General features: G+C 47.2%; 15 protein-coding genes. 13 read left to right on the forward strand and 2 right to left on the reverse strand.

Annotated features, from left to right (window positions below; translation table 11 throughout):
- The first annotated feature begins 126 nt into the window (after positions 1 to 126).
- The 13 genes from AC3WT9_RS27330 to AC3WT9_RS27390 all read left to right on the forward strand — a co-directional run bounded on the left by AC3WT9_RS27330 (position 127) and on the right by AC3WT9_RS27390 (position 23,502).
- Positions 127 to 4,032, forward strand: coding sequence for an S-layer homology domain-containing protein (locus AC3WT9_RS27330; RefSeq protein WP_341380007.1), 3,906 nt, complete (start codon positions 127 to 129; stop codon positions 4,030 to 4,032).
- Between the two features lie 255 nt (positions 4,033 to 4,287).
- A complete protein-coding gene (locus AC3WT9_RS27335; RefSeq protein WP_038597365.1) occupies positions 4,288 to 4,629 on the forward strand; it encodes a hypothetical protein in 342 nt (113 codons plus the stop codon).
- Between the two features lie 502 nt (positions 4,630 to 5,131).
- Positions 5,132 to 7,855, forward strand: a complete 2,724-nt coding sequence (locus AC3WT9_RS27340; protein ID WP_492408273.1) for a hypothetical protein — start codon at positions 5,132 to 5,134, stop codon at positions 7,853 to 7,855.
- A 102-nt stretch (positions 7,856 to 7,957) separates the two neighbouring features.
- Complete coding sequence (locus AC3WT9_RS27345; protein ID WP_341380004.1) at positions 7,958 to 8,497, forward strand: hypothetical protein; 540 nt, start codon at positions 7,958 to 7,960, stop codon at positions 8,495 to 8,497.
- Positions 8,498 to 8,646: 149 nt separating this feature from the next.
- A complete protein-coding gene (locus AC3WT9_RS27350; RefSeq protein ID WP_341096786.1) occupies positions 8,647 to 8,919 on the forward strand; it encodes an alpha/beta-type small acid-soluble spore protein in 273 nt (90 codons plus the stop codon).
- 268 nt (positions 8,920 to 9,187) lie between these two features.
- Positions 9,188 to 10,390, forward strand: a complete 1,203-nt coding sequence (gene metK / locus AC3WT9_RS27355) for a methionine adenosyltransferase (protein ID WP_076109642.1) — start codon at positions 9,188 to 9,190, stop codon at positions 10,388 to 10,390.
- 210 nt (positions 10,391 to 10,600) lie between these two features.
- Positions 10,601 to 14,629 carry an Ig-like domain-containing protein gene (locus AC3WT9_RS27360; RefSeq protein WP_492408275.1) on the forward strand — a complete coding sequence of 1,343 codons (4,029 nt, stop codon included), beginning with the start codon at positions 10,601 to 10,603 and terminating at the stop codon, positions 14,627 to 14,629.
- Between the two features lie 358 nt (positions 14,630 to 14,987).
- Positions 14,988 to 17,720, forward strand: coding sequence for a stalk domain-containing protein (locus AC3WT9_RS27365; protein ID WP_445935365.1), 2,733 nt, complete (start codon positions 14,988 to 14,990; stop codon positions 17,718 to 17,720).
- Positions 17,721 to 17,777: 57 nt separating this feature from the next.
- The gene (locus tag AC3WT9_RS27370; protein WP_341097803.1) at positions 17,778 to 18,935 is read left to right on the forward strand and encodes a sensor histidine kinase; all 1,158 of its coding nucleotides are present in this window, start codon (positions 17,778 to 17,780) and stop codon (positions 18,933 to 18,935) included.
- Between the two features lie 4 nt (positions 18,936 to 18,939).
- On the forward strand, positions 18,940 to 19,662 hold the full coding sequence (locus tag AC3WT9_RS27375) for a response regulator (RefSeq protein ID WP_341096784.1): 723 nt from the start codon (positions 18,940 to 18,942) through the stop codon (positions 19,660 to 19,662).
- A gap of 240 nt (positions 19,663 to 19,902) precedes the next feature.
- Positions 19,903 to 20,346: a hypothetical protein gene (locus AC3WT9_RS27380; RefSeq protein WP_341380002.1), complete on the forward strand. Its 444-nt coding sequence runs from the start codon at positions 19,903 to 19,905 to the stop codon at positions 20,344 to 20,346.
- Positions 20,347 to 20,440: 94 nt separating this feature from the next.
- A complete protein-coding gene (locus AC3WT9_RS27385) occupies positions 20,441 to 22,636 on the forward strand; it encodes an ATP-dependent helicase ComFA (protein WP_492408278.1) in 2,196 nt (731 codons plus the stop codon).
- On the forward strand, positions 22,633 to 23,502 hold the full coding sequence (locus AC3WT9_RS27390) for a ComFC family protein (RefSeq protein ID WP_492408280.1): 870 nt from the start codon (positions 22,633 to 22,635) through the stop codon (positions 23,500 to 23,502). Before AC3WT9_RS27385 ends, AC3WT9_RS27390 begins: the two co-directional genes overlap by 4 nt.
- 5 nt (positions 23,503 to 23,507) lie before the next feature.
- Here the strand turns inward: AC3WT9_RS27390 and AC3WT9_RS27395 are convergent, their stop codons facing one another.
- Both AC3WT9_RS27395 and AC3WT9_RS27400 read right to left on the reverse strand, forming a co-directional pair.
- Positions 23,508 to 24,215, reverse strand: a complete 708-nt coding sequence (locus AC3WT9_RS27395) for an ABC transporter permease (RefSeq protein ID WP_341379998.1) — start codon at positions 24,213 to 24,215, stop codon at positions 23,508 to 23,510.
- 1 nt (position 24,216) lies between these two features.
- Positions 24,217 to 25,128, reverse strand: coding sequence for an ATP-binding cassette domain-containing protein (locus AC3WT9_RS27400; protein WP_341379997.1), 912 nt, complete (start codon positions 25,126 to 25,128; stop codon positions 24,217 to 24,219).
- Positions 25,129 to 25,210: the final 82 nt, after the last annotated feature.

The following is a 25,210-nucleotide window of genomic DNA, read 5'->3' on the forward strand; positions in this document are numbered from 1 at the left end:
TGTTTATTGAAGGAATCTGTTGAAGCACGAATGATAAGTGTATAGAAAATTCAAGGAATTCCTTCAAATTATCTTCTCTAGGACCGATAAAATAATTAATATCATCAAAAGGGAGAGATTAATGACATGCAGCGCATGAGAAAGCCATTTGTATGGACGCTTCTGTTCGCCTTAATTGTATCTTTAATTCCAACTGGACTTATGAATACTGCAGTGGCTGCAGACACGCTTAAGCCTACCAGTTATTTTACGCCAGATAATACGAAATTGAGAAACACTGTTGATCTGACATTACTGCCTCCAGCAACAAATCAAATCTCAAGAACTAATGTATTACAGGTAACGGATGCTAGTTTACCAGTTACAGGAACATTTACAAAAGTTACGAGTTCTACTCTGGGGGCCAATGTACAACGTTTGAACTGGGAAGATGGGAAATGGGTAGAAGATGCTACTCATGTAACGCCAGGTGTTGTGCAGTTGGATATTGACAGTCCTGACAACCGCTTTACCGCAAATCTGACATTGTTTCCAGGCATGAACAAGATTACTCTTACGGGGTCACAGGGAAGCAATGATCGCTCTGAGGCTTTTTATGTCCTATTTGATCAGGTTCCTTATGTCGAGAGGCTTCAAGTTCTGGGTGGCTCAGAGAAGCTTAATTTGAACGAAGGGGCACAATTGGTCGTAGCCAACAAAGAAATTACACTTGAAGGTAAAGCGTTAAATGCAACAAAGGTTACTGCTGCCATTAATAATGAAAGTGCATCAAACACCTCCTTACTGCAGGATGGAACGTTCTTCTCACAGCGTATGGCGCTTAATCCGGGTGTCAATAATCTGAAATTAGTCGTGCAGAATGGCTCAGATACGTTGAGCTTTGAATATACGCTTTTTTATTATGATGAGAAGAATCCTATAGTTAAAATGTATTTGGTTGATTCGCACAGTCAGGGTCAGGACCTGCTGTATAGTGATCAGCCGGTGATGACTGAAGATTCAGATACTGCAAAATTAATGGTTCAAATGATGGTTCAGGATAATGCGGGAGTTCCTTTCGCAGGTTCGGCAGTAGTGAAAATGGATGGAGCAGTGTCAACGCCTACCTACGGGAGCAATATAACATTGGACACTGCTGGTCTTATTGCTTTGAACGCGGGAGATGAGGTTCTGGTACCTTCTCCTATCAAGAATACACCTTCATATCGGCTGGTTTCTTTTGAGATGCCGTTGACCCTTAATAAAGATACGGCAACACCAGCCAATAGATTAGAGACACAAACCCATAATCTTTCAGTAGCTTACGGAACCAAAACCATTAACCGTTCCTTTGATTTTCAGTACATGAAGGATAGAATTGTAATCACGGATATGAAATATCTTCCGGGATATGATGGCACAGGTGATATTCCGCCTGGAGTAGCTTTGAATGGGGCTAAGGTAAACTCCGGTGAATTCTACATCTTAGTTAAAACAAATACTGCAGCGGCAGCTCCTGTGGAACTGCTTGCGAGTTATTTGCCTATTTCCACTAAGGGTTTGACACCAGAGTGGATTAAATCAGTTTCAAGTACGCAATATATCTTTAAAATATCGGATTTCCAAAACGGTAACCAAACCGTTCGATTCAACATTAAGGGATCCACGGCGTATAAAGATGTTAATATTTCCTTTGCCTCAAAAAACTATATTTATGTATCCAACCTCACAGATGGGCAGAGTATTGTTATTGATTCTAAAGCCAGTAAGACCCTTAATATTAAAGGCCAATATATTGATTTCAATTTAAGCAGTCAATACTTCCTGGCTGAGATGTATGTGAATGGAACGAAAATAAGACCAACGGGAGCAACTACTACTTGGCTTAATAGCAACGGTGGATTTGATGTTGATCTACTTATCGATGCCACTATGGGTCCATTAGTGTTTGGAGAGAATAAAATTGTCTTTACAGGCACAGGTACGGATGAAAAGGGGCAAACCCGGGAAGTCCGCAAGGAACTGCGCATTTACATTCTCGATGAGAACGTATCAACCATAAGTAAGTTTCAACCCGCTGTCGGTACTGCAAGAAGTGCGTTCCCTGATCCAACCTATGGACCAACGGATGAATTGCTGACCAAACTATTTAACTTAACTCCTGATTTTATATATAAAGACAATCAGTATACAACCAGCTTGAAAACTTATGATCTGGTTCTTAGAGGTAGCGGAGCGGTAAAACTTAATTTAAATGTAGGAACAAAAAATATCCTGTCACTCGATATTCCTGCTAATGCGAGTACATCGATTACTCCAAGCCCAACTTTTGCAGATAAAACCTACACCACCAGTTTTGCCGGAAGTCAAAAAGACTTTGTAATGCGGATTCAGGATCTTGTGAATGATACGCCAGGAACATATGTTTACACGCTTGAGCTGATAAATAGTACAGGAGCCAAAACCAGTCAGAAGCTGGAGATTGTTAGAGAAGTAAGTGCCTATCGTATTCTCTCTCCTCAGCCTTCTGTAGGTACTCAATATGTTGTTAATAAAAACTTTGTTCATTTTGATATTGAAGCTGAAGGGGCTACAGATGTCATCATAGACAAAGAAAAAGCAGTCAAGCGTACGGATTTGGGGCCAGGGAGATTTGCACTGGACTATGTAGGGTTGAAGGCAGATAAAGCTAACAGCATCAAAATTCAAATTGTTCGCGGTGCTACGACAAGTACAGACACTATTTCAATATTCTATACCGGTACAGTAGCGGTCGATGCACAATACATGTCACCTAAAACAGCAGACAAATACAGTGTGTTTAACAAAGCAGTGGAATTAACCTTCCCAAAAGGAACGGTAATGCAAAGTACGGATACGCGTAATTTGACGAAGTACTATCCTAATAACAAGCTGCGGTTTGGGATTGCAGACCCATCCACAGGTGTTGTAGAACGGCGTAACGATTATGGGAACGTCATCGGCTTCCCTGAAACCTTTAAAGAGAGCGGCATACCAACTTGGACGATTCCAGATGAATTTACGCTCCGGTTCAATTCTCCTTATGAGAGCAGCAATTTTGGACGCATATCGGAAGTGTATTGGATCAGCGGAGGATTGGGTGAGCTTGGAACCACATCAACGCCAGGGCATATTCCAGCTACGAATGGTTTGGCTCCTTATTCTGTAGATGGATTGTTTGGGGATCCACAGACTCCTGCGGAACGTATCATTACACCATCTAAGCGGGGGAAATTGACATTAGCCTTTGACCCGAATGTTGTACAAGACGCGGGAACTATTGTTACGGTCTTCAAATACAACAATAAAAGGGAATGGGAGAATATTGGCGGTACTGTAGATACCAATAAGCACACGATCTCCGTTCCTTTTGATGAATTTGGGTATTATAAGGTAATGAAAATGAGCCGGGGCTATAATGACGTCACGAATCATCAATGGGCCAGAAATATTTTGAACGCTCTTTACTCAAAGGGTATTATGAAAAATCTTCGGTTTGAGCAATTTGGAACAGATGATCAAGCGACACGAGGTGAGTTCGCGACACTTCTGGTTAAAGGTTTGAATCTTCCACTTAACTATGATGACAACAAGACGTATTCCGATCTGGTACCTGGAGCAAGTTCAATCACATGGGACTATGCCCATATTGAAACTGCGTCGAGAGCAGGCATAGTGACTGGACTTACCGATGGAGTATTTGCTCCGGATCAGCCAATTACTCGTGAGCAGGCAGCTGTAATGATTGCCAGAGCCCTGAAATTGAAATTGGCAGCTAACGATCAGAAATTAAAGGATTCAGTCGCCAAATCATTTTTGGATTCCGGTAAAATAGAGTCTTACGCCTTGTCGGCAGTCCAAGCGGTTTCGAAGGCGAAAATTATGAATGGCGCTGAAGTAAGCATAGCTGGTCAAAAGAAGGCGTCTTACAACTTTAATCCTAAGTCTAATATGACCAGAGCTGAGGCAGGAAAGATCGCTGTGGAACTGTTAAAGAAGAGCACCACCATCTTCCCTAAAACCCTGAGCTAGATAGATTTTAATTTATTATGATAGTACGGAGGGCTGGTTACTTGCCCTCCGTTTTGTATGCAAATGGAGTTGTTAAGGGTATGCCTTTATAAATCAATTTTCTTTGGGTATAATAAGAAACGGACTATATATAGTTCTTCGGAGAAGCTGTGACTTCACGCAGGTTGCATTTCCATTTAGATAACTTTGTAATCTGCTCCCATTTACGTTACAATAATATTGTAAATATTATTTTCTGAAAGGTGAAAGCCATCCATGAAACCGATTTTAGCAAAAGCACAATTGGATTATATGAAAGCAAAGAATATGTTTGAGAATAGAGCGAAAATCCTGGAAAAGGAAATTACAGCAAAAAGAGCATTACAGGAAATTTCACAGGATCTAATGGAGGAACTTGTACAAGCTACAGGATTCCATGATGCATATAATGATCTTGTTATTGCAGAGAATGCATTAATTGAGTGGTCTCATACTACAATTAAGCATGAGAAGAGCTATCGGGAGAACCGAGTAGCGATTGATACAATGTACGAGAATGTCAATTCAAGCCCTGAGAAGCGGCAGGAACTGATTCAGCTGTCGATGAAGATCCGTTAGTTATATGCTATAAAGTGAAAGCGCCGGTTACGGCGCTTTTTTGTTTTGGATGATAAAGAAATTTTTGGGTTTGAAAAAAGGTGATTATGTTTATTAACTTAACAAATATTGTTTAATGACGTTTCGAAAGTTCATGTGCTATACTGTTTCCCGTAGTCACCCATGATTAGAAATAGTTAGTAGAACTACATATGCTCTTCTATTGGAGCGGCATCGGGATGCCAAAAAAACTTTTTTTGAGTAATGCGCAACTTTTCCAGAACTTCTGCGTTTAAAGTGTAGAGTCATTTGCACCAGACATTTGGGATGGCCCAAATTAATGAAGGCGCAGTGATTGGAAAAATTAGCTTTACGTGACTTGAGGCACATTGTATAATACTTAGGTAGAATTAGGAATCTAGTATTGTCATGCCTTAAATCGGTTTACAAGTTTCTGTGATACCCGTCACAGACATTATTTATACTTAATATGCTCAACTCGGGAAAGGGGGTGCATCGGCTAATGAGTGACATGAGCTACCCAACTAAAGAAAAATCTCAGTTCATGAACGTCCAAGGAGGAGAAAAAAAGGTTATGAAGAAAATTTTATCCGTAGCATTATCTACAGCAATGGCATTCTCGATGTTTGCCTCTGTAGCATTTGGTGAAACTGCAACAACTCCGCAAGCGAAATTTGATGCTTTGGCAGCGAAAGGTATTCTTGATGGATTCCCAGACGGTCAAGCTCATCTTGAAAAAGATCTGGATCGCGCTCAATTCGCGAAGATCATCACTAAATTGTTTGATCTTCCACAAGTGACTCCTACAACATTGTCTTACAAAGACAAAGGTTACACTAAAACTATGTGGGCAACTCCTTACATTGAAGCTGTAACTGCAGCTGGTTACATGAAAGGAACTGACCCTGTAAAAGGTATCTTTAACTACAGTGGTAAAGTTACAGTTCAAGAAATCGCAGCTGTGCTGCACCGTGCTTTGAAACTTGAAACTCCTACTACAACTGACAACAACGCCGCTGTTTGGGCTAAAGGTTACGCACAAGCAGTTGTTAACGCTGGTCTGGTTGCAAAAGGTATCGATTTCAAATCCAGTGCTACCCGCTCTTTGGTAGTAGAAGCAGCCTATGCTGCTGCTAACTACTCGAAAGCTCCAACAGTAGTTTCGGGTGATGCTTTGAACCCAACTAGCGTATTGGTGACTTTCTCTGATAAATCTACAACAACTGTAACTCTGACTACCGCTTTGGTGGAAGGCGTTGAAACTACAGTTCCTTTCAAACACAACAACGTTGATTACACCGTGAAGGTTACTCTTGCAGCTCCTAAGGTTGTTTCTGTAAATGCTCCAAATGCTAAGCAATTGCAAGTAACATTCAACCGTGCAATTGATACTTCAACTGTAGTTTCTAGCGATAAGCTTAAAACTGGTGTTATCAGAGTAATTCCTTTGAATAACCAACCTGCTATTACAGTAGATGGTTCTGAAGTGAGCGTGAACGCTGCTGGAACTGAAGCGGTTGTTACATTCCCAGGTCTTGAATTCCTTAAAGGCCAATACACTGTTGTTGTAACAGATGCAGTTAAGACAACTGCTGGAACAGCTCTTGCTCAGTACAGCCAGATGTTGACTGTTGCTGATACAGTGGCTCCAACAGTTGCAAGCGTAACTGCTGTAGCTAAGGATACTACTAATAAAGTGCTTGTGAAGTTCAGTGAGCCAGTTAAACCGGCCGGAATCATTGCTAGTGTAAACGGCGTATCCGCTTCTGTAACCCGTGAAACTTACGACACCTTCAGCTTGACTGCAGGTACATTGAAGACTGGTACAACTTATGATGTATCCCTGTTGAATGTTAGTGACTTTGCTGGCAACCTGATAAGTCCTAACCCGATCAAAACAAGCGTAGCTGTAACTTCTGATACTGCTGCTCCTGCAATTACTTCTGTTACTGCGACAGGTGATAGCATTATCACTGTCAAGTTCAACAAGAAAGTTAACTATCAGTCCTTGATTGGTAACGTTAAATTCTTGAATACTTATGGAGAGTCCCAAGGAACACTTAGTGTCGAAGCAACTGCTGACAGCGACACTATTAAGTTTAAAGTTCCTGCTGGATTCAAACTGCCAGATTCTGGTTCTTACACTGGATCACTTGTTTTCGGAGCAACTGTTAAAGACACATTGGGCAACACGCTTGGTACACCAGTGACTCAACCGATCACACTTGTGAAGGATACTACGGCCCCTGTAGCTTCTAATGCAGCATTCAGCACAGATAAAGGTCTGGTTGTACCATTCTCTGAAGATGTTACGCTGGTAGGTGGAACACCAACATTGATTAGCGACTCTACTGGTCTAGTAGTAACTGGTGTTGATTTCAGTGGTGCTAAGATTGTTGACGGTACTAAGCTCACATATCCAAATGTGAAGGGTCTTAGCGGAACTTATACTCTGCGTCTTCCTGCTGGTCTAGTAACAGATTTGGCACTTGCTAAGAACAAATCAGTTGGCACTACTGTTAATGTTAGTGCAGCAGCTGCGACTACAACTGACACTGAAAGACCTGTAGTTACAAGCATCACTTACTCTGAGGGAGCTGATACTGAAGTTGTCTTCACTGTAACAGTTAAAGACAACGTTGGTCTGAATGTGGTATCCCTGCGTGATGTTAACAGTTATACTTTGGGCAGCAAAGCACTTCCTACAAATTCTTACGCTCAGCTATTGAGATCTTCTGGAACTTCAACAGCTCCTACAGAAGCAGTAGTTGAAGTACGTGTTCCTAAATCAGCAATCAGCAAAACTGAAGCAATTGAATTTATTGCATCCGGTATTACTGATACTGCAGGAAATGGTACTTACGGCGCTACCATTAAACCAGAATTGAAAGACGGTGTTAAACCAACTTTGGATTCAGCTGCTGTTTCTACTGGAGATACTTCACTTCTGCAATTGACATTCTCCGAGCCGATCGATCCTGCTACTCTTAAGGCTAGCGACTTCGTAGTTATTGTGAACAACAGCTCGACTGCAACACCAATTACTGGTGGTTTCACTGCCGGTGTTGGTAACGATGCAGGTAAATACTATGTTAGACTTGCAGGATATTCTGACCTCAATGCTAACAACGTAAACAGTATTACTGTTAAAATTATCGATGGTGCAACTGCTAAAGATAAAGCAGGTAACACTATCGTTGGTGATAAGACAGTAACCGCTAAGTAATCTCCGATTACCGAAGCACAGAATAGCCTCTTCGGAGGCTATTCTTTTTTTTTAGATTTTTTATGTTATAGCACTTACAATCCCAGTACATTGGAGGTTAGTATGAAACCAACTTACAAAATAATCACAGCAGCTGTGCTTATTACAGGCAGTCTGTGGGGTGGATCCATCTTTTTTGGTCAAGCTGACGGTGCCAGTGTGGGCAACCAGCCAGGAACGTCGGAAGATCCAGTAGTTACCAAAAGCTATGTGGATCAACAGATCCAAAAAGCGATTCAGGGCGGGACTATCGCTACACAGGCTCCAGCAGCGACACCAACGCCTGCAGCAACCCCTACGCCTACAGCACCACCTAGCCAAAATAAAGGCGAGGAAGTTGAGATTGTTGATGTGAAAGCAGGTCAGACTCTGATTGCCGGAGCGGGTGCCGAGTTTATCGTCCGCGCCGGAAAGGCTGCTATTTATTCTCAGGACAGCAATGGTGTTGCTGATTTAACGGATGGAGCAGATCTGGTTAACGGTACTGCAGTACCATCCAATCATCTGTTATCGTTCCCTCGTGCCGGACGGGGCATAGTGGTGCAAGAGGGTCAGGCCGGTGGTCTGGTTGTCATGGTACGCGGAGCCTACACATTGAAATAGGCTCGAATATAAATATAATGTCCTAATATAGGTTTCATCATACTTCGGCACAGTTTACCACTGTTGACAAACATTGAGGCGATTGAGGCCCTGGTAAAGAGCACACAATACTTCCTGTGATCTTAAAAAAATTCAGGAGGTGCTGTAACATGGCACGTACTAATCGCACAGTTGTACCGGAGAGCCGGGCAATGCTTAAACAGATGCAATACGAGATCGCTGCTGAATTCGGACTATACGGAGCTTCTTACGGTGGCGGGGCTGATACAGAGTTTGCTTCTGAACTGGGGGCTTTGGGTGGAACAGGTGGAATCGGGCGTAGTCAGTACCTCGGACATCTTACATCCAGAGACAACGGATCTGTAGGTGGAGAGATTACAAAGAGACTGGTTAAACAAGCTGAGCAATCTTTGTTTACTTAATACCCGAACCACTCTAGGGTTTGCTTGCGGGGTATAAGCTAGTGCCTTACGCTATGACGGGTAACAATGGCTATAATTGACACCATCCTGCAAATAAGATAATATGACTTTTGAGGAAAGCCATAAACCTTTTCCATGCGGAAAAGGTTCATTTTTTTAAGATATGCGGTATTCCGATATTTATACTATACTTATTTTATGTGGCCTGTTATTTGTTAAGGAGCCCCCTTATACAGTGTCAGACTATCCATATGGGAGGTTATTGTACATGTCGATTAAAGGACGTCATTTATTTACTTCCGAGTCCGTAACGGAGGGACATCCGGACAAGATCTGCGATCAGATCTCTGATGCGGTACTGGATGCTTTTCTGGCTAATGATCCAAATGCACGTGTCGCCTGTGAGGTAGCGGTTGCAACGGGTCTTGTACTTGTCATTGGCGAAATTAGTACAAAGTCGGAGTATGTAGATATACCGGCCATTGTACGTAATACGATTAAGGAAATTGGCTATACACGCGCGAAATATGGCTTTGATTATAATACTTGTGCCGTTCTCAGCTCGCTGAATGAGCAGTCTGCAGATATTGCCCAAGGTGTAAATGCTGCGCTGGAGAACCGCGATCCTGCACAGGTTGCTGAAGAAACCGCCAACATTGGCGCCGGTGATCAGGGGTTGATGTTCGGGTTTGCGACGAATGAAACACCTGAGTTGATGCCACTGCCAATTGCTTTGTCCCACCGTATTGCCCGGCGCCTGTCTGAGGTCCGTAAGAATGGCACTTTGGAATATTTGCGTCCTGATGGTAAGACACAGGTGACCATTGAGTATGATGGCGAAAAACCGGTACGTGTAGATACTGTAGTGGTATCCACACAGCATGCCGAAGAAATTTCGCTTGAGCAAATTCAGGCTGATATTAAGGAGCATGTTATTTTGCCGGTTGTTCCTGCCGAATTGCTTGATGAGAATACTAAATATTTCATTAATCCGACAGGCCGTTTCGTTATTGGCGGTCCGCAAGGTGATGCAGGCTTGACTGGCCGCAAGATTATTGTCGACACTTATGGCGGATATGCCCGTCATGGTGGAGGGGCATTCTCAGGGAAGGATCCGACTAAGGTCGACCGTTCCGCAGCTTACGCCGCCCGTTATGTCGCCAAGAATTTGGTGGCCGCTGGTCTTGCCGACAAATGCGAGATTCAACTGGCCTATGCCATTGGCGTTGCTAATCCTGTCTCGATTAATGTAGATACATACGGAACAGGTAAAATCAGTGAGGAAAAAATGGCTCAGTTAATCAGCAGCAACTTCGATCTGCGACCGGCTGGAATTATTTCCATGCTCGATCTGCGCAAGCCGATTTATAGACAAACTGCAGCTTACGGTCATTTTGGACGTACGGATATTGATCTTCCTTGGGAGCGTGTGGACAAGGCAGAAATGCTTAAAGACCAGGCTGGGATATAATTTATAGCTTTAGAATCAGGCCCGTAAAGGCAATTCTTCGATTCAAGGAAGAACTGCTTTTGCGGGCTTTTTTGTATGCACATGCTGAAACTATATATATAAGTCAACTTATCTTATAGAGGAACTCTTCTAAACTTTGGAAGCCATTTAGCCGAAATATAAGAATATATGTAAAGACGAAAGTATGGCTTGAGAGGAGTCTATCACCGCATGAAAAGGAAAATTTCAATATTAGCAGCACTCATTTTGGCAGGGGATCTGTTGCTCAGTGCAGGGTATTCGTCAATCGGTCCCGGGAATTCAGCAGTTTATGCTGCAAGCGAATTCAGCATGGCAACTTCGCCAACAGCAGGTGAGGTCAATGTAAATGTATCGTCCTCCATTAAACTGAAATTCGATCGTCAGGTGTATCCGCAGAGTGGAGATATCACCCTTACTACGCGAGACACAGGCACGCCATATGTGACAGTGCCTATCGGCAGTTCTGGGCTAATCAGCAATTCTACGGAATACGAAGTTAAATTAGGCAAGCAGCTGGAGAAGAACAAAACCTATACCGTCACTGTTCCCAGAGGACTGTTTAAGGACGGGGCGGGTGCTGACTCAGCGGCTGCTTCATGGACATTTACCTCATCACCTGAAATGAACCTGAATATTGTGGCAAGCGAATTCACTCCGGCGAACTATTCACGGGTAGATTCCACAACACTGACTCAGCTTAGCTTTAAGCTGAACAAGAAGCTGCAAAAGAGCGGTGGATCCATTAAACTCATTTCCTCGGCAGACAATTCTGTTGTTCAGGAATTCAAGGTTAATGATGGAGATTATTCAGTCAATTTGCAAAGCGACGACTCTTCCACGATAGTGAGATTGAATCTGGCGAGTAGACTTACGGCTGGAAAAAGTTATTATGTTCTAATCGATCCTTATGCTTTTAAGGATGATGAGAACAAAACCTTCGCTGGAATAACCAGTGGGAACATTTGGAGTTTTTCCACAAAGGGAACAGGCGTTGCGGTAAATGTATCTCCAGCCAGTGGTGCTACTGCCGTATCCCCAGCCGGCAACATTCAGCTGAACTTTGACCAGCCGATGACGCCGGTTAATGGAGTGATCAAATTATCTTCCACTAATGCAGCGGATACAAGATACTTTGATGTGAACTCCTCGGCTGTTACCGGTGGCGGGACCAGAACCATAACGGTAGCATCGACATCGGCGACGAGTCCGCTGATGAATAATACTATTTACACAGTCACTATTCCTGCAGGCGCGTTTAATGACCAGGATGGCAATGCTTTTCCTGCCTCAGGAACACCGTATGTATGGAGTTTTACAACTACCTCACAAACTGGTTACGCTGTAGACTCGCTCAGCCCGGCAGACCGCAGTGAATCTGCGGCGCTTGATCAGCCCATTAAGATTACCTTTAACCGTCCAAGTAAGTATATTGAGACGAATCCTGTGAGCCTCTATAAGAGCAATGGAACTAAGATGGGATCAAAAGTAATAGCCGGAAATAACGACAGTGAATTCGTAATCGTACCTTCAAATGTTCTCGAAAACGATACGGTTTATTACGTTGATATTCCTCCAGGTGCTTTTGTTGAAAAAAATAATCCGAATTCATATGAGGGACTCAGCGGAAAAAACTCTTGGAGTTTCCGAACGGTGGCATTAGATAAAAGGGCACCGGTTCTGGTGTCTACACAGCTTGAAAGTAACCGCACAATCCGGCTGAAGTATGATGAAGCAATTCGTTCGGCAGTTGCCTTGCTGTCCTCCAGCTTTAATGTAACGGTCAACGATGAGAGAAGGGCAGTAGAGAGTGTATATATCCAAGGGGACAGCGTGTATGTGACCCTTAGTACGGGTGTGGCAGTAGGCCAATTTGTCAAGATAGCCTATACGGGTGGTCTTAGAACGATTCAGGATGCCGCCGGCAACGCAGCAGCTACGTTCTCACTACGACAGGTGACGAACACAGTCCAAACGGCGCTTCCTGCGCCTAAGGACGGAATTTTGTCAGGCAAGACACTAACGCTGAATTTCAATGATACACTTAAAGCAATTTCCAATAACGCCTTCAGCCAATTTTCTGTTTATGCAGATGGTGTTTCACTTGGAGTGGTCTCCTCCACTTCCAGTGGCTCCACGGTCATTCTGGGGCTAAGTAATGATGCAGCGAATGGACAGACGATTCGCGTAACCTACTATGCCGGATCTTATCCTATCCAAGATCAATATAGCCAAAATATAGCGAATTTTAGCGATTTCTATATCCGTAATACCAGTGATTCAACTGCACCTGTCTATCAAAGCGCTGCAGGCTCGGGAAATAAGATTGTACTAACTTATAATGAAGGACTGTCAACGGCTAATTTGCCGATGAACAGCCAATTCTCCGTACTTGTGGGGAATACACCTAATTATGTGACAAACGTAGACGTAAGCGGAAATCTGGTAACCTTGACGCTAGCGAGCGCCTTGAGCACGAATAATTCCACTACGATCTCTTATGTACCAGGAACATCTGGTATCAGTGACTTGAACGGCAACCGGGCCGCCTACATTAATTTGCAGCCAGTGTCGGTTTCAGGCACCAGCAGTAGTAATGGTACAACAACAGTGCCTTTTATTAATTCAGCGACTGTCTCCGGTGATGAGCTTATTGTAAACTTCAGCAAGAATATGCAGGCGTCCTCAAGCTTGTACACCAACCAGTTTGGTGTGAGAGCTGATGGAAGCAGCGTGGGTATACAATCGTATACTGTATCGGGAAGTACATTAAAGCTGCTGTTGTCCACGGCAGTCAAAACCGGACAAACCGTCGTTTTATCCTATATGTCCGGTTCCGGAAATATTCTGGATCTGAACGGCAGTGCGCTTGCTTCATTCAGCGCGCTTTCTGTTCAGAACCTCACCGGTGTAGGCACATCGGCAACCGGGCGTCCTTCGTATCTGGGAACTTTGGCAGCAAGTGAATTTGGCAAAGAGTATCCGCTATTGAAGGGGGACTCCGCAGCTTCTGCGGATGACCGTTCCGTATATAACCAGTCGGTAAAAAGATATATCCTTACGGCTGACCGATTAACTGCCAGCTATGATTATCTCAATAAAATGGGCAGTCCGTCTCTGGCATTTGAAGTGCCCTCCACGGAATTGGGGGCCTATGTAGTTGTACCGCTTAAGCCCCTGCTGGAAGCAGTAAAACGCGACAGTAAGGCAGCCTTTGCTATACGTTATGGTGACAGCCTGTACAATCTTGCACTAAATGACATAGATATGACCGGCCTTGCTTCCAAGTTAACTACAGACAGCAGCAATATCTCGCTGATGCTAAGACTTGAAAAGGTACCTTTCGGCACATTTGGGCCAGTTGAGGCAACGCTTAAAGCTCAGGGACTGCAGAGTGTAACCAGCCTTGTGGATATCCGTTTGAGCGCTGCGGTCAGCGGCAATTATTCCAATAGTACGGCTCTAAGTGTTCCGGGGGAATATACGGCCCGTACAACTTCCTCTTTAGTCAGTGACCAGACTTTAGCAGCCAGACTGGACCTTGTCTATTCTGAAGCAGCATATCTGCCTGGCAAAATCAGCGGGGCAGGAAGCTATACCTTCATTCAGGCGAAGGTGGTAGGGAGTCAGGTGGTAGGAACGTTTCTGTCTACCCGGGGCTTTTCAGATATGAGCAGGCACTGGAGCAAATCAAGTGTAGCTTTGCTGGCGGCCAAAAATATTATAGACAACAGCTACGGCAGCACCTTTAAGCCAGAGCAGAAGATTACCCGTGCCGAGTTTGCGGTGATGCTAAGCAGAGGGCTTGGGCTGCTGGGTGACCGTGAGACGGCACAGCGCTTCAGTGATGTTCAAGCTTCTACCCAAATCGGAGATGCTATTGGAGCAGCGGCCAAGGCCGGAATTATTACCGGCAATACGGATGGTACGTTCCGTCCCAATGCCAATATTACCCGTGAGCATATGGCGACAATGATGATTCGGGCTATGGAATACACCAAAAATCCGATTACGCTTAGCGGCACAACCACATCCGTACTTTCGGCCTTTAAAGATAAGAGCAAGGTTTCGGGTCAAAGCGCCGAATTTGTGGCTAAAGCTGTACAGGAAGGAATTATTCTGGGTATGCCTGGCGCCCAGTTTCAGCCTCAAGGCAATGCCACCCGCTCTCAAGCGGCAGTAATGCTGCAGCGGATGCTGACAAAGGCTGGTTTTTTGTAAAAATATACGAATTTATATGGCTTCACGCTATAAATTATCCTTCTATTTCTCGCTGAAACGGATACTGTCCTTTTTAGGACGGCAAAACCGTTTCCACTTGCAAGAGCATGAGTATCCGAGTGTGGCATTACTACTGACAATAGCTATATGTCCGCTCTCAAGCGTCCGGTTTTGCGCCGGGCGCTTTTTGTCAGTTCAAATTGATGAATCTAGTAATATTCGCAACTTTTTCCCATAAATTCAGTCTATTAAAGATATAACAGGGACACTGAAAACAGTTTATAGGATTTTTGAAAATAGATGTGAACCTATGGGGAAGTTTAAATTTTTAACAATGAGATGGGAGAGTTACGCTGAAATGAATGAAGTATTCAAGGACAAGAATAGCAGAGCAGATTTACGGGGAATGAAAATGTCGCCAGCTAAAAGATGGATCGCCGCTTCATTGGCAGGAGTGCTGTGGATCATGCCGGTAATCGGCAGTGAAGGGTTGCCTCATTTCGGGCCAGGAACCGCATCGTTGGCTCAAGCAGCAGCCTCTATTAAAGTAACCAAATTAGGTGAAGAGGTAATCACTTCAGGGGCAGTTATGATGAAATATAAATTCTCCACCACCCGCTCCGGCAAGAATGCGACTGGGCTCGCGGATGTAATTCGTGTAGATCTGAATAACCCCTACGTATCTCTAGATGTGATGACCGGCAAAGGCGGCAACTTGACTACGCGCCAAAGCACAGGCGGTATGGCTGCGGAAACCGGAGCAGTGGCGGCAGTTAATGGAGACTATTTCAATACAAGTGGTGAAGGCGCGCCTATTGGTGGACAGGTAACGGGCGGAGTCGTTGTTTCAACGCCGTCGCAGCTTAATGGAATGTACGCCTTTGCTGTTACCAAGGACCGCAAGCCTGTGATCGACGAATATACGTTTGAAGGGCTGGTGACGGCGGAGGATGGTTCGCAATTCCCGTTATCGGGTATCAACAAAGGAGCTTATACTCCGGATGGAGGCAGTTCCACATACAGCCATGCCAATGCTGCCTATGTTTATACGGATGCCTGGACAGCGCGGGAGCGGCCAAAGAATAGCTCGGCCAGCCCCACAGAGGTTCTGGTTGAGAATGATATTATTACCCAGATTTCAGAAGCCGGTAAAGCTCTGGCAATAGCAGTTCCTAAAGGTGCCTATATTCTGCGGACACATGGACTCGCGTCTCAGTTTGTTACGGGTCACCTGGCTGTAGGGCAAAAGCTGGTCACAGACTATACGCTACGCTCCAAAACAACGCAGCAGGAGCTCGATCCCGCCAATGTGCAGATGATGATAGGCGGACATACGATACTGGTTAATGGCGGCCAAGCTGCGACCTTCTCGCGCTCAACCAGCAGTCTTGGCGGTTACCGTGCCCGCACAGCACTGGGGTATTCACAGGATGGACAGTATGCTTATGTTATCGCAGTCGAGAAAAATGACAACAGTGCCGGAATGTCGCTGGCAGAGCTGCAATCCTTCATGACGGATATCGGGGTCTGGAAGGGGCTCAATCTGGACGGAGGCGGCTCTACAACGATGGTAGACCGGCCTTTGGCCGAAACCTCGACCACTCTAACGTTTAATACAGAGTATGGCAAAGAGCAGCGCAGCATTGTCAACGGGCTTGGAGTATTTACATCTGCTCCAAAAGGCGAAGTAAAAGGGATTAAAATCAGCGGCAGCCCGGTGCTTCTGATCGGACAAAAGGAAAGCTATTCTTTAAAAGGCTATGATACGTACTATAATCCAATCGATGTAGCTGCAGCAAACCCGGCTTGGGTGGCAAGCAATGGCAGTGCAAGTGTAAGTACAGGGGAAGTAACCGGAGTGAAGCCGGGGACAGTCACCTTGACAGCGACCAGCGGTAAGGCTAGTGCGTCTACTAAGGTCACTGTTCTGGGTGGTGAGGATCTGAACAGTCTGTCTGTTGGGACGGCTACAGCGCCTCTGACGGCTGGCGCATCAGTATCCGTGCCTGTGACGGCAGCTGCCAAGAGCGGAGCAACAATTTCAGTGCCGAATTCAGCACTCAAATGGGAGTTCGTCGGTTTTAAGGGCAATGTGCAGGAGGGTAAGCTCACAGTTGATTCTGTCAATCCTGGTGTGACTACCGGCTATGCGATAGCCCGTTATGACGGCTTCAGCACTGCAGTTGTATTGTCGGCAGCGGCAGCTTCTACCTGGGAAGACTTTGAGAATGTAACCTATCCGATTGCCTTTACTTCCAACGTCAACACTGTAACAGGAACTGCGGGTGTTACGGCGGGCAGTGCTGAACGTGCAGGCTCCAAGGTGCTGTCGCTTAGCTATGATATGACGGCCGGCAGCGGCAAAATGTATGCCTACGCCCAATTCAATGGCACGGGCGGTAAAAGCATCCCGGCAGCAGCAACCTCAATGTCGCTTGATGTCATGGGCGATATGAGTTTGAATTGGCTACGGGCTGAAGTAGTGGACAGTAGCGGAACTACAGCTTATATTGATTTGGCCAAAGTTATCGACTGGAACGGCTGGAAAAGCTTGAATATTGATTTGTCAGGCTCCGGAATTAAATTCCCTGCATCTTTAAAGAGATTGTATGTGGTGAATGTAGAGGAAGGACAAGATGAGCGGGCCAAAACCGGCACCGTTGCTTTTGACAATCTTTCCTTTGTGATGCCGTCGCTTTCCAGTGAAGCCGGACTTCCGAAGGGAACCGCTGTAATGAAGATTGGTTCCAAATCCATGGCGCTGAACGGAGCGGATAAACCCATTGACGTAGCTCCCGTTGTTAAAGGTGAGAGTACTTATGTGCCGATTAAATATGTGATGGACGCGTTTGGCGGCAGCGCGGGTTGGAATTCGAGCACCAAGAAGATCTTGGTTTTGCGAGGTGCAAAAGTTATGGAGCTTACTGTGAATAGCAAGGAATATGTGTTGAACGGGAAACGGCAGAGTGCTGAAGTAGCTCCTTTGATCCTACAGGGCAGGACTTTAGTACCTCTAAGATTGGTCTCAGAACAGCTAGGTTTGACCGTAAAATGGGAACAGAACACGAAGACCGTAACTATCGAATCGTGATATGTTAGTATAAAGGAAAGCCTTTAATACGATTCGATAGAAATGGGGCAAGCATCCGTGGAATTTCAGGCCGATGCGATAGATCGCGTTATTAAGAATACCATCGACGTGATGGAGAGCAGCAAGTATCAGATATTTGAAATATTGCAGGTTGCAAGGGATGAGCTTGTTGCACTCACCAAAGAACTGCAGCGCGTTATGGAAGAAACGGATGAAACATTGCAAAAGGTAGACAAACTGGAGCTGCAGTACCACCGCTCCCGCATCCGGCTGACTGAGGTTAGCCGGGATTTTGTCCGCTACTCGGAGAAAGATATCCGGATTGCGTATGAGAAGGCGACAGAGCTTCAGCTGGAGCTCATGATGACAAGGGAAAGGGAAACCTATCTCCGGAGCAGACGGGATGAACTGCAACAGCGGGTTCGAAGTGTGGAGAACTCAGTGGAACGTGCCGAATCGATTGGTTCGCAAATGAGCGTTGTCCTGGAATATTTGTCCGGAGAACTAGGACAAGTGACTAGAATTGTCGAAACTGCGAAGAACAGGCAGATGATCGGACTCAAAATAATCCTGGCTCAAGAAGAGGAACGGAAGAGAATTGCCCGGGAAATTCATGACGGTCCTGCTCAAATGCTGGCGAATTTAGTCCTTAGGACGGAAATTGTAGAAAGAATGCTGGTAAAGCAGGAATTTGCCCTGGTGCAGGACGAAGTAATAGACTTAAAGGGACAGGTTCGATACAGCCTCGAAGAAATGCGCAAGGTGATTTTTAATTTACGTCCGATGGCTCTCGATGATTTGGGGCTGATCCCGACACTCCGTAAATACGTTCATGATTATGAGGAGAAGACGAAGATCAGAACCTCCTTTGAAACGAGGGGCAAGGAGCACAGGCTGTCTTCTGCCATGGAGGCGGCGGTGTACCGCCTGGTTCAGGAAGGTTTGTCCAATGCGGCCAAGCATGCCTTTCCCAGCTATGTGCTAGTAGAGATCACTTATCAGGCGCAGCTGATTAAGATCGTCGTAAAGGATAATGGATTAGGCTTTAATGTTAAGAAGGTAAGCGAGCAGGGCAACCGCGAAAGCTTTGGACTGGTAGGCATGCGGGAGCGGGTGGAACTGCTTGAAGGAAGAATGGAGATTTTGTCAGCGGAGAATCAGGGCACAACAATTGTAATCCACATTCCGACGAATGTGGATAAGGGAAAGGAGTAATGTGATGGAGAACCAAAGTTCTGGCAAATCGCCCATTCAGGTTCTTTTGGCCGATGATCATCAGTTGTTTCGTGAAGGGCTGAAACGTATTTTAAATATGGAGGATGACATTGAAGTCATTGGCGAATGCGGTGACGGCATCCAGGTGTTGGAGTTTTGCAATGTCAATAAACCGGATATCGTGCTTATGGATATCAATATGCCTATCGAGAACGGTGTGGAGGCTACTCAAAAGCTGCGTGAAATGTTCCCTGAAGTCAAGGTTATTATTTTGTCGATTCATGATGATGAAAGCTATGTATTTGAAACACTGCGCAAGGGTGCCAATGGCTATTTGCTGAAGGATATGGAGGCAGAGTCGCTTATTAACGCTATTCGTTCCGTCTGTGAAGGTCATGCATTTATCCATCCTAAGGTTACGGGCAAGCTGATTAATCAGCTGCGGCGCATGACCTATCTCAATGAGACGGGAGCAATGACCGAAACGGCCGTTAAGGAAGCAGGCGTCAAATTCGTCGCAGGCGACAACAATCCATTGACCCGGCGCGAGGCAGAGGTACTGCGGCTGATGGCCGAAGGCAAGAGCAATAAGATGATCGGAGAATACCTCTTTATCAGCGAGAAGACCGTTAAGAACCATGTCAGCAGCATTCTGCAAAAAATGGAAGTTGACGACCGTACTCAAGCAGTCATTAATTCTATCAAATACGGCTGGGTAACCCTATAACAGGCTTAACCTTAACTGAACGTTTTGGAGAATCCCAATGATCCGGAACAACATTACATAACAGACTGCAGCGATTCTGCTGTAATCAAACGTATTGTTTCAGTGCACAGTTATATTCGATTCGGCAAAACGCTGATGTAAATATGTACCCGGCTATACCCAGTCTTGTTGGAACCATGGGCAGGCACCGACCTTTTAACTCCGGCATATAGTGTCGGTATACAGAGGAGGTGCATCTCCATGGTAGCCCAGTTAATCTGGATTGCGGTTATATACGGATCCGCAGTTATCCTTGTTCATATTTTGCGCAACCGGGAACTGACCCGGCAGACGGCATGTTCTGGGAAGCGGCTGCATTATATTCTTATTACCCGTAATCATGAAGCGGTTGTCGAATGGTATATCCGGGTAATCGGTATTCATGCTTTTCTGACCGGAAAGTTATTTCGGGTGACAGTAATGGACGATGATTCAAGTGATGCTACGATAGCTGTGGCTTCCAGATTGGCTTGCAGCGGTTCTTCCATTGATGTTGCCCGGTTCATGCACAATCGTAGCTTACAGGCAGAAAGCCCGTTACAGCAGGGTATATTGGTCGATTTGCGGTTTCCCGGCACAACTGCTCCGTTGCGGTTTATGCGGATGCCGGAAAGCGGGGGATATCAATCAGAGCGCGGCGAATGAGAATTAAATACGCAAGAATCGGGTGAAGCACACTCTCCAAGAATGGAGTGGTGTGCTTTTTTGTGTCTCAGGATAAATTAAGGAGGGATTGCAGATGAGGGTTGCCCTATATGCTGTGAAGGATAAGGAACGCTGGCACCTGTGGGTTTCGCTGAATATCCAGGTAGACAATGTCTGGTGGAGCGGGGTGGGAGGTGAAGGCTGGAATGGACAGTCTGCGGACAAACGGGTATTGCTTTCTGCGGATCTGCCGCTCGGTTGGGCAGTCAAACTTCGTGACAATGTCAAACCTGTGAAGGGCATGCAGGAATGGACGGAAGAACATTGGGCTGGCTATCTGGCTAATCTATTGCAGGCTGAGATTAATGAGGAGCAAGAAGCAGGTGGCGAATGGAAGAATAGTACCCAGTTTCATCCAACCGCTAGTTTCAGTGAACGGACTGCGCGTTTCGCACTCAGTGCGCAGGCGGATCGCTTAGTGGAGGCGCTGTCCGGCCGGTCTTTGCTGCAGTCTGAAGTTGAAGCACTACTGGAGGAGAAGGAGCCGCTACTGGCAGACACTTGGCAAGCTGCAGCGCAGCTCGCACATTTGCAGGGGCGGCTGAAACTTGAGGCCGCTTGCAGCAGGGTTGAAGAGAGCAAGGGAAAACTGCGGCAATGGAGCTCGGGGATAGAAAAGAGAGCTACGCGGACAGAGAGCCCGCAAAAGGCTGCAGGTGAGGCGAGGCGGGGGCGGGGATGCAGGGAAGTGGCGGGCGATACATGGAATGAGAGCGTAGCTAGGGATACAGTAGGTGATGCGTGGAGTGGGAGGGAGAGCAGGAGAGTAGGCGTTGATGCATGGAGTGAGAGGAAGAGCAGGGAGGTTGTGGCGGAAGAATTGAAAGAGAGCGAAGGCAGGGATGTCCGTGCGCGGCTGCCCAGCGCAGGCAGCCTCCTGCGTGCTGCGGCGCTTCGCCTGCCGCGGCTCCGCTTGCCCCTGCGCGGCGCTGTCGCCCGCCGCGCGGACATACGCTGCCTGCGCTGCGGCAGCGTCGCCACCGGCCGCACGGCATGCGCCGCGTGCGGCCTCACCGGCTGCGCCTACTGCGAGGCCTGCCTCGCGCTCGGGCGCAGCCGGGCCTGTGCGCTGCTGCTGCGCAGCGCATCCCTTCCGGCCGTACGGTGTACGGCCGGTGTCAGTCCCACCGTAGCAGCGCGCCGGTGGGGGCTGAGCAGCGCGCAGGCGGGGGCCGCCGGCGCTGCACTGGGGTTCCTGGCGGAGCCGCGCCAGCGCTCCGCCGCCCAGGGCCCAGAGCGGTTCCTGCTCTGGGCAGTTACAGGAGCGGGAAAGACAGAGATCACTTTCCCGCTCCTGGAGGCGGTGCTGCGCGCCGGGGGCCGCGTGCTGATAGCGACGCCGCGCCGCGACGTCGTACTGGAGCTGGCTCCGCGGCTGGGCCGGGCGTTCCCGGACAGGACGCTCTCCGTGCTATACGGCGGCAGTCCGGACTGCTGGAGCCAGAGCCAGATGGTGCTGGCGACCACCCACCAGCTGCTGCGTTTTCATCAGGGCTTTGATCTGGTCATAATTGACGAGCTGGATGCATTCCCCTATGTCAATGATCCAATGCTGGCCTTTGCGGCCGAGCATGCGTGCAAGCCGGACGGCCGTTTTATCTATTTGTCGGCGACGCCGCCACCGGAGCTGCAGCGCCAAGCGCATAGCGGCAGACTTCCGCACGCCAGAGTGCCTGTGCGTTTTCATGGCCATCCCCTGCCTGTACCGCAGCATCTGACCATGGCGCCGGTACAGCAATGCTTGAAGCGCAGAACTCTGCCCGGGAAGCTTAAGAAGGCGCTGGGCAGGTCTTTTGCCCGGGAAGCACAAATATTTGTGTTTGTGTCGCGGATTTCCCATATTGCCGGACTGCTGTCGCTTCTGCGCCGGAGTTTTCCGGGCAAAGCGATTGAAGGCACCTCATCCCAGGACCCCGAAAGAGCAGAGAAGGTGGCGGGATTCCGCAGCCGGGCAATCTCCCTGCTGGTGACAACTACGATTCTTGAACGGGGAGTAACAGTCCCGCGAAGCGATGTGTTTATTCTGGATGCTGACAGTGGTCTGTTCGATGAGGCCTCACTTGTCCAGATGGCAGGCCGGGCCGGGAGGTCAAAGGACGATCCAGACGGATCGGTGATCTTCTTATCTCCGCAGTGGACAAGGTCACAGCGCGGAGCCATTTCGCAGATTCGGACAATGAACGCCATTGCCCGCAGACAAGGGTTGATAAGCAAGGAGAAATGGATATGAAATTCTCACTCTTGAGGCTGGCCAATATTCGATCCTTATTTGCCCCTTCCCTGCAGCAGTGCCTGATCTGCGGGAAACACAGCCAGCCCGCAACAGAACTGCCTGGAGTCTGTGCGGGCTGTGAAGCGGCTATTCCCTGGATTCGCTGTCCGCGCTGCAGTAAATGCGGACGCCATGTCGGCTGTCCCGATTGTACCCGCAGCAGCGAGCCAGGTCCACTCGTGTGTAACCGCAGTGCGGTTGCTTATACGAGTGTGATGCGTGAGATTCTGGGACGGTACAAATATCGCGGCGATGAGAAGCTGGCATCAATTCTTGGCCTGATGCTGGACAGGGCCTATTCCATTCTGAAGGAAGAACGGGAGCAGCTTATGCACAGCCGCCGCCCGGTGCAGAGCAGATTCTCAAACAACATCATATTTTCTGTTAGAAAAAGCGAGCGGAATCTTCTCTGGCAGGCTGACTTGCTGGTTCCTGTTCCTGTCAGTGACTCCCGGCTCGTGGAGAGAGGGTTCAACCAGGCTGAGCGGCTGACGGAGATTCTATCCCGGCACAGAGGGATACCGCAGCTCCCGCTGCTGATCCGTACCCATCATACCGGCAAACAGAGCTTTAAGACCCGGGCCGAGCGGCTGGCAGATATGAAGCACGCTTTTGCCGCTAGCCGAGATTCTAAAGTTCTATCAAGTTTTGAAGATCTGTTGGAATCATTGAATCCGCAGGACCGGCCTTTGCAGATTATCATTATTGATGATATCTATACCACAGGAAGCACCATCCGTGCGTGCGCGGAAACGATAATCCGGCTAAGCGCGAGTTTGGGCTGCACTGCGGAAATATACAGCCTGACCTGGGCCAGATCTTAGAACGTTCATTTTACTTCCATTTTGAAGGTATGCATGAGCAGCGCAGCCAGCGAGACCGGGAACACAATTACAATCAGCATTACGATCTTTCCGGTCTCGATGTTTCCAATATCGGATACATATGGGGCAGCCACCACGGAAAAAGGCGAATACCAAAAAAATTTGCTGCCGCTGAGTCCAAGACTAAGATTAGTAATCGTAGCGGCTACTGCCACCAGCACGGGAACAAGCAGGGAGCGGCTGAGCTGGCTGAGCAGAGCGAACAGAGGCAGAACCGCAAGCTGACCCAGCAGGAACAGCCCTGCGCGAGCCAACTGATCGTTCAACAGTTCTGCAGGCAACGGCTCTCCTTTAAAAATCCAAATGGTAATATACATCCCTATAAATTCAATAAACGTGCTGACCAATAAAATCAGGAAAGCTATGAATAGTTTGCTGAATATAATCGACATTCTGGAGCGTGGATAGGTGTATAACACAGAAGCCGTAAAATCTGTATATTCCTTGGAGATGATTTGACTGGCTAGTAGAGCAATCCAAAGGGTTACCGTCATGAATGCATACATTAGCTTCTCATTCGAGAGATACCCTTCCCAGGACATGGGTTCTCCGAGGCGCATTACCATAAACAACAATGGGCCAAACAGGCTTACTGCGGGGAGTGCCCAGAAGAGCGGCGATTTTCGGAACTTGAGCCATTCACAGTACAGCATCTTAGTTCAGCTCCTTTTGGCTGGTGACATGGATGAAGAAATCCTCGAGTGAGTCGGCGCGGATGGCCAGCTCTTTCACTTCAATCCCGCGCACCACCAGCTGGCGGTTGATTTCACCGCTGTTGTCGAAGCCCTCGTACAAGCGGAGTACTCCCTTTTCCCACACCTGGAACTTGTGGATTCCAAGCTGCTGCTCCAATAACACGGCCGTCTGCTGATCATCATTCACCTTAAGCTCAAGATAGTGGCGGTTTTTGCCCTGGATCTCTTCGTAATCCAACTGCTCAATGAGTCTGCCTTTATGCATAATACCGATCCGGTTGGCCATAAGCTCGATTTCACCCAAAATATGGCTGGAGATCAGCACGGTCAATTCCCGCTTCTTCTGCAGGTCTACAATAAGCTCGCGGGTATCCTTAATGCCAAGGGGGTCAAGCCCATTAATCGGCTCATCCAGGATGAGCATGTCCGGACGATGCATGAGTGAACGGGCAATGCCGAGACGCTGGCGCATGCCGAGTGAGAGCTGTTTTGCCTTTTTATGTGCGGCCTGCTGCAGACCGACCAGCTTCAGGTGCTCCATCACGGACTCCCTCTCGGGAATGCCGCTCATCCGGCGGTGAATTTCGAGATTCTCGGCGGCTGTCAGGTGTGGATAGAATCCCGGGGTTTCAATAATAGAGCCAATCCGGCTGTAAAGCGTTCTGTGCAGCGGATTACCAAGCCATTCGATGCTGCCTGAGGTAGGCTGGATTAATCCCAGAAGCATGCGCAGGGTCGTAGTTTTGCCGGCTCCGTTCTGACCGAGAAGACCATAAATATCACCCTGGCGCACGGTCAGGTTCAGATTTTCAACCACGGCTGAATTTCGGTAGTGCTTGTTTAAGTCACGGGTTTGCAGAATAGGAATCATTGATTGTCTCTCCTCAGTAAAGGTATGGACTCAGCTTAGAGGAATACCCTTACTTAACTATGACTTAATTCTTACTTTTTCT

It is taken from the genome of Paenibacillus sp. EB106-06-01-XG199 (genome assembly GCF_058791575.1).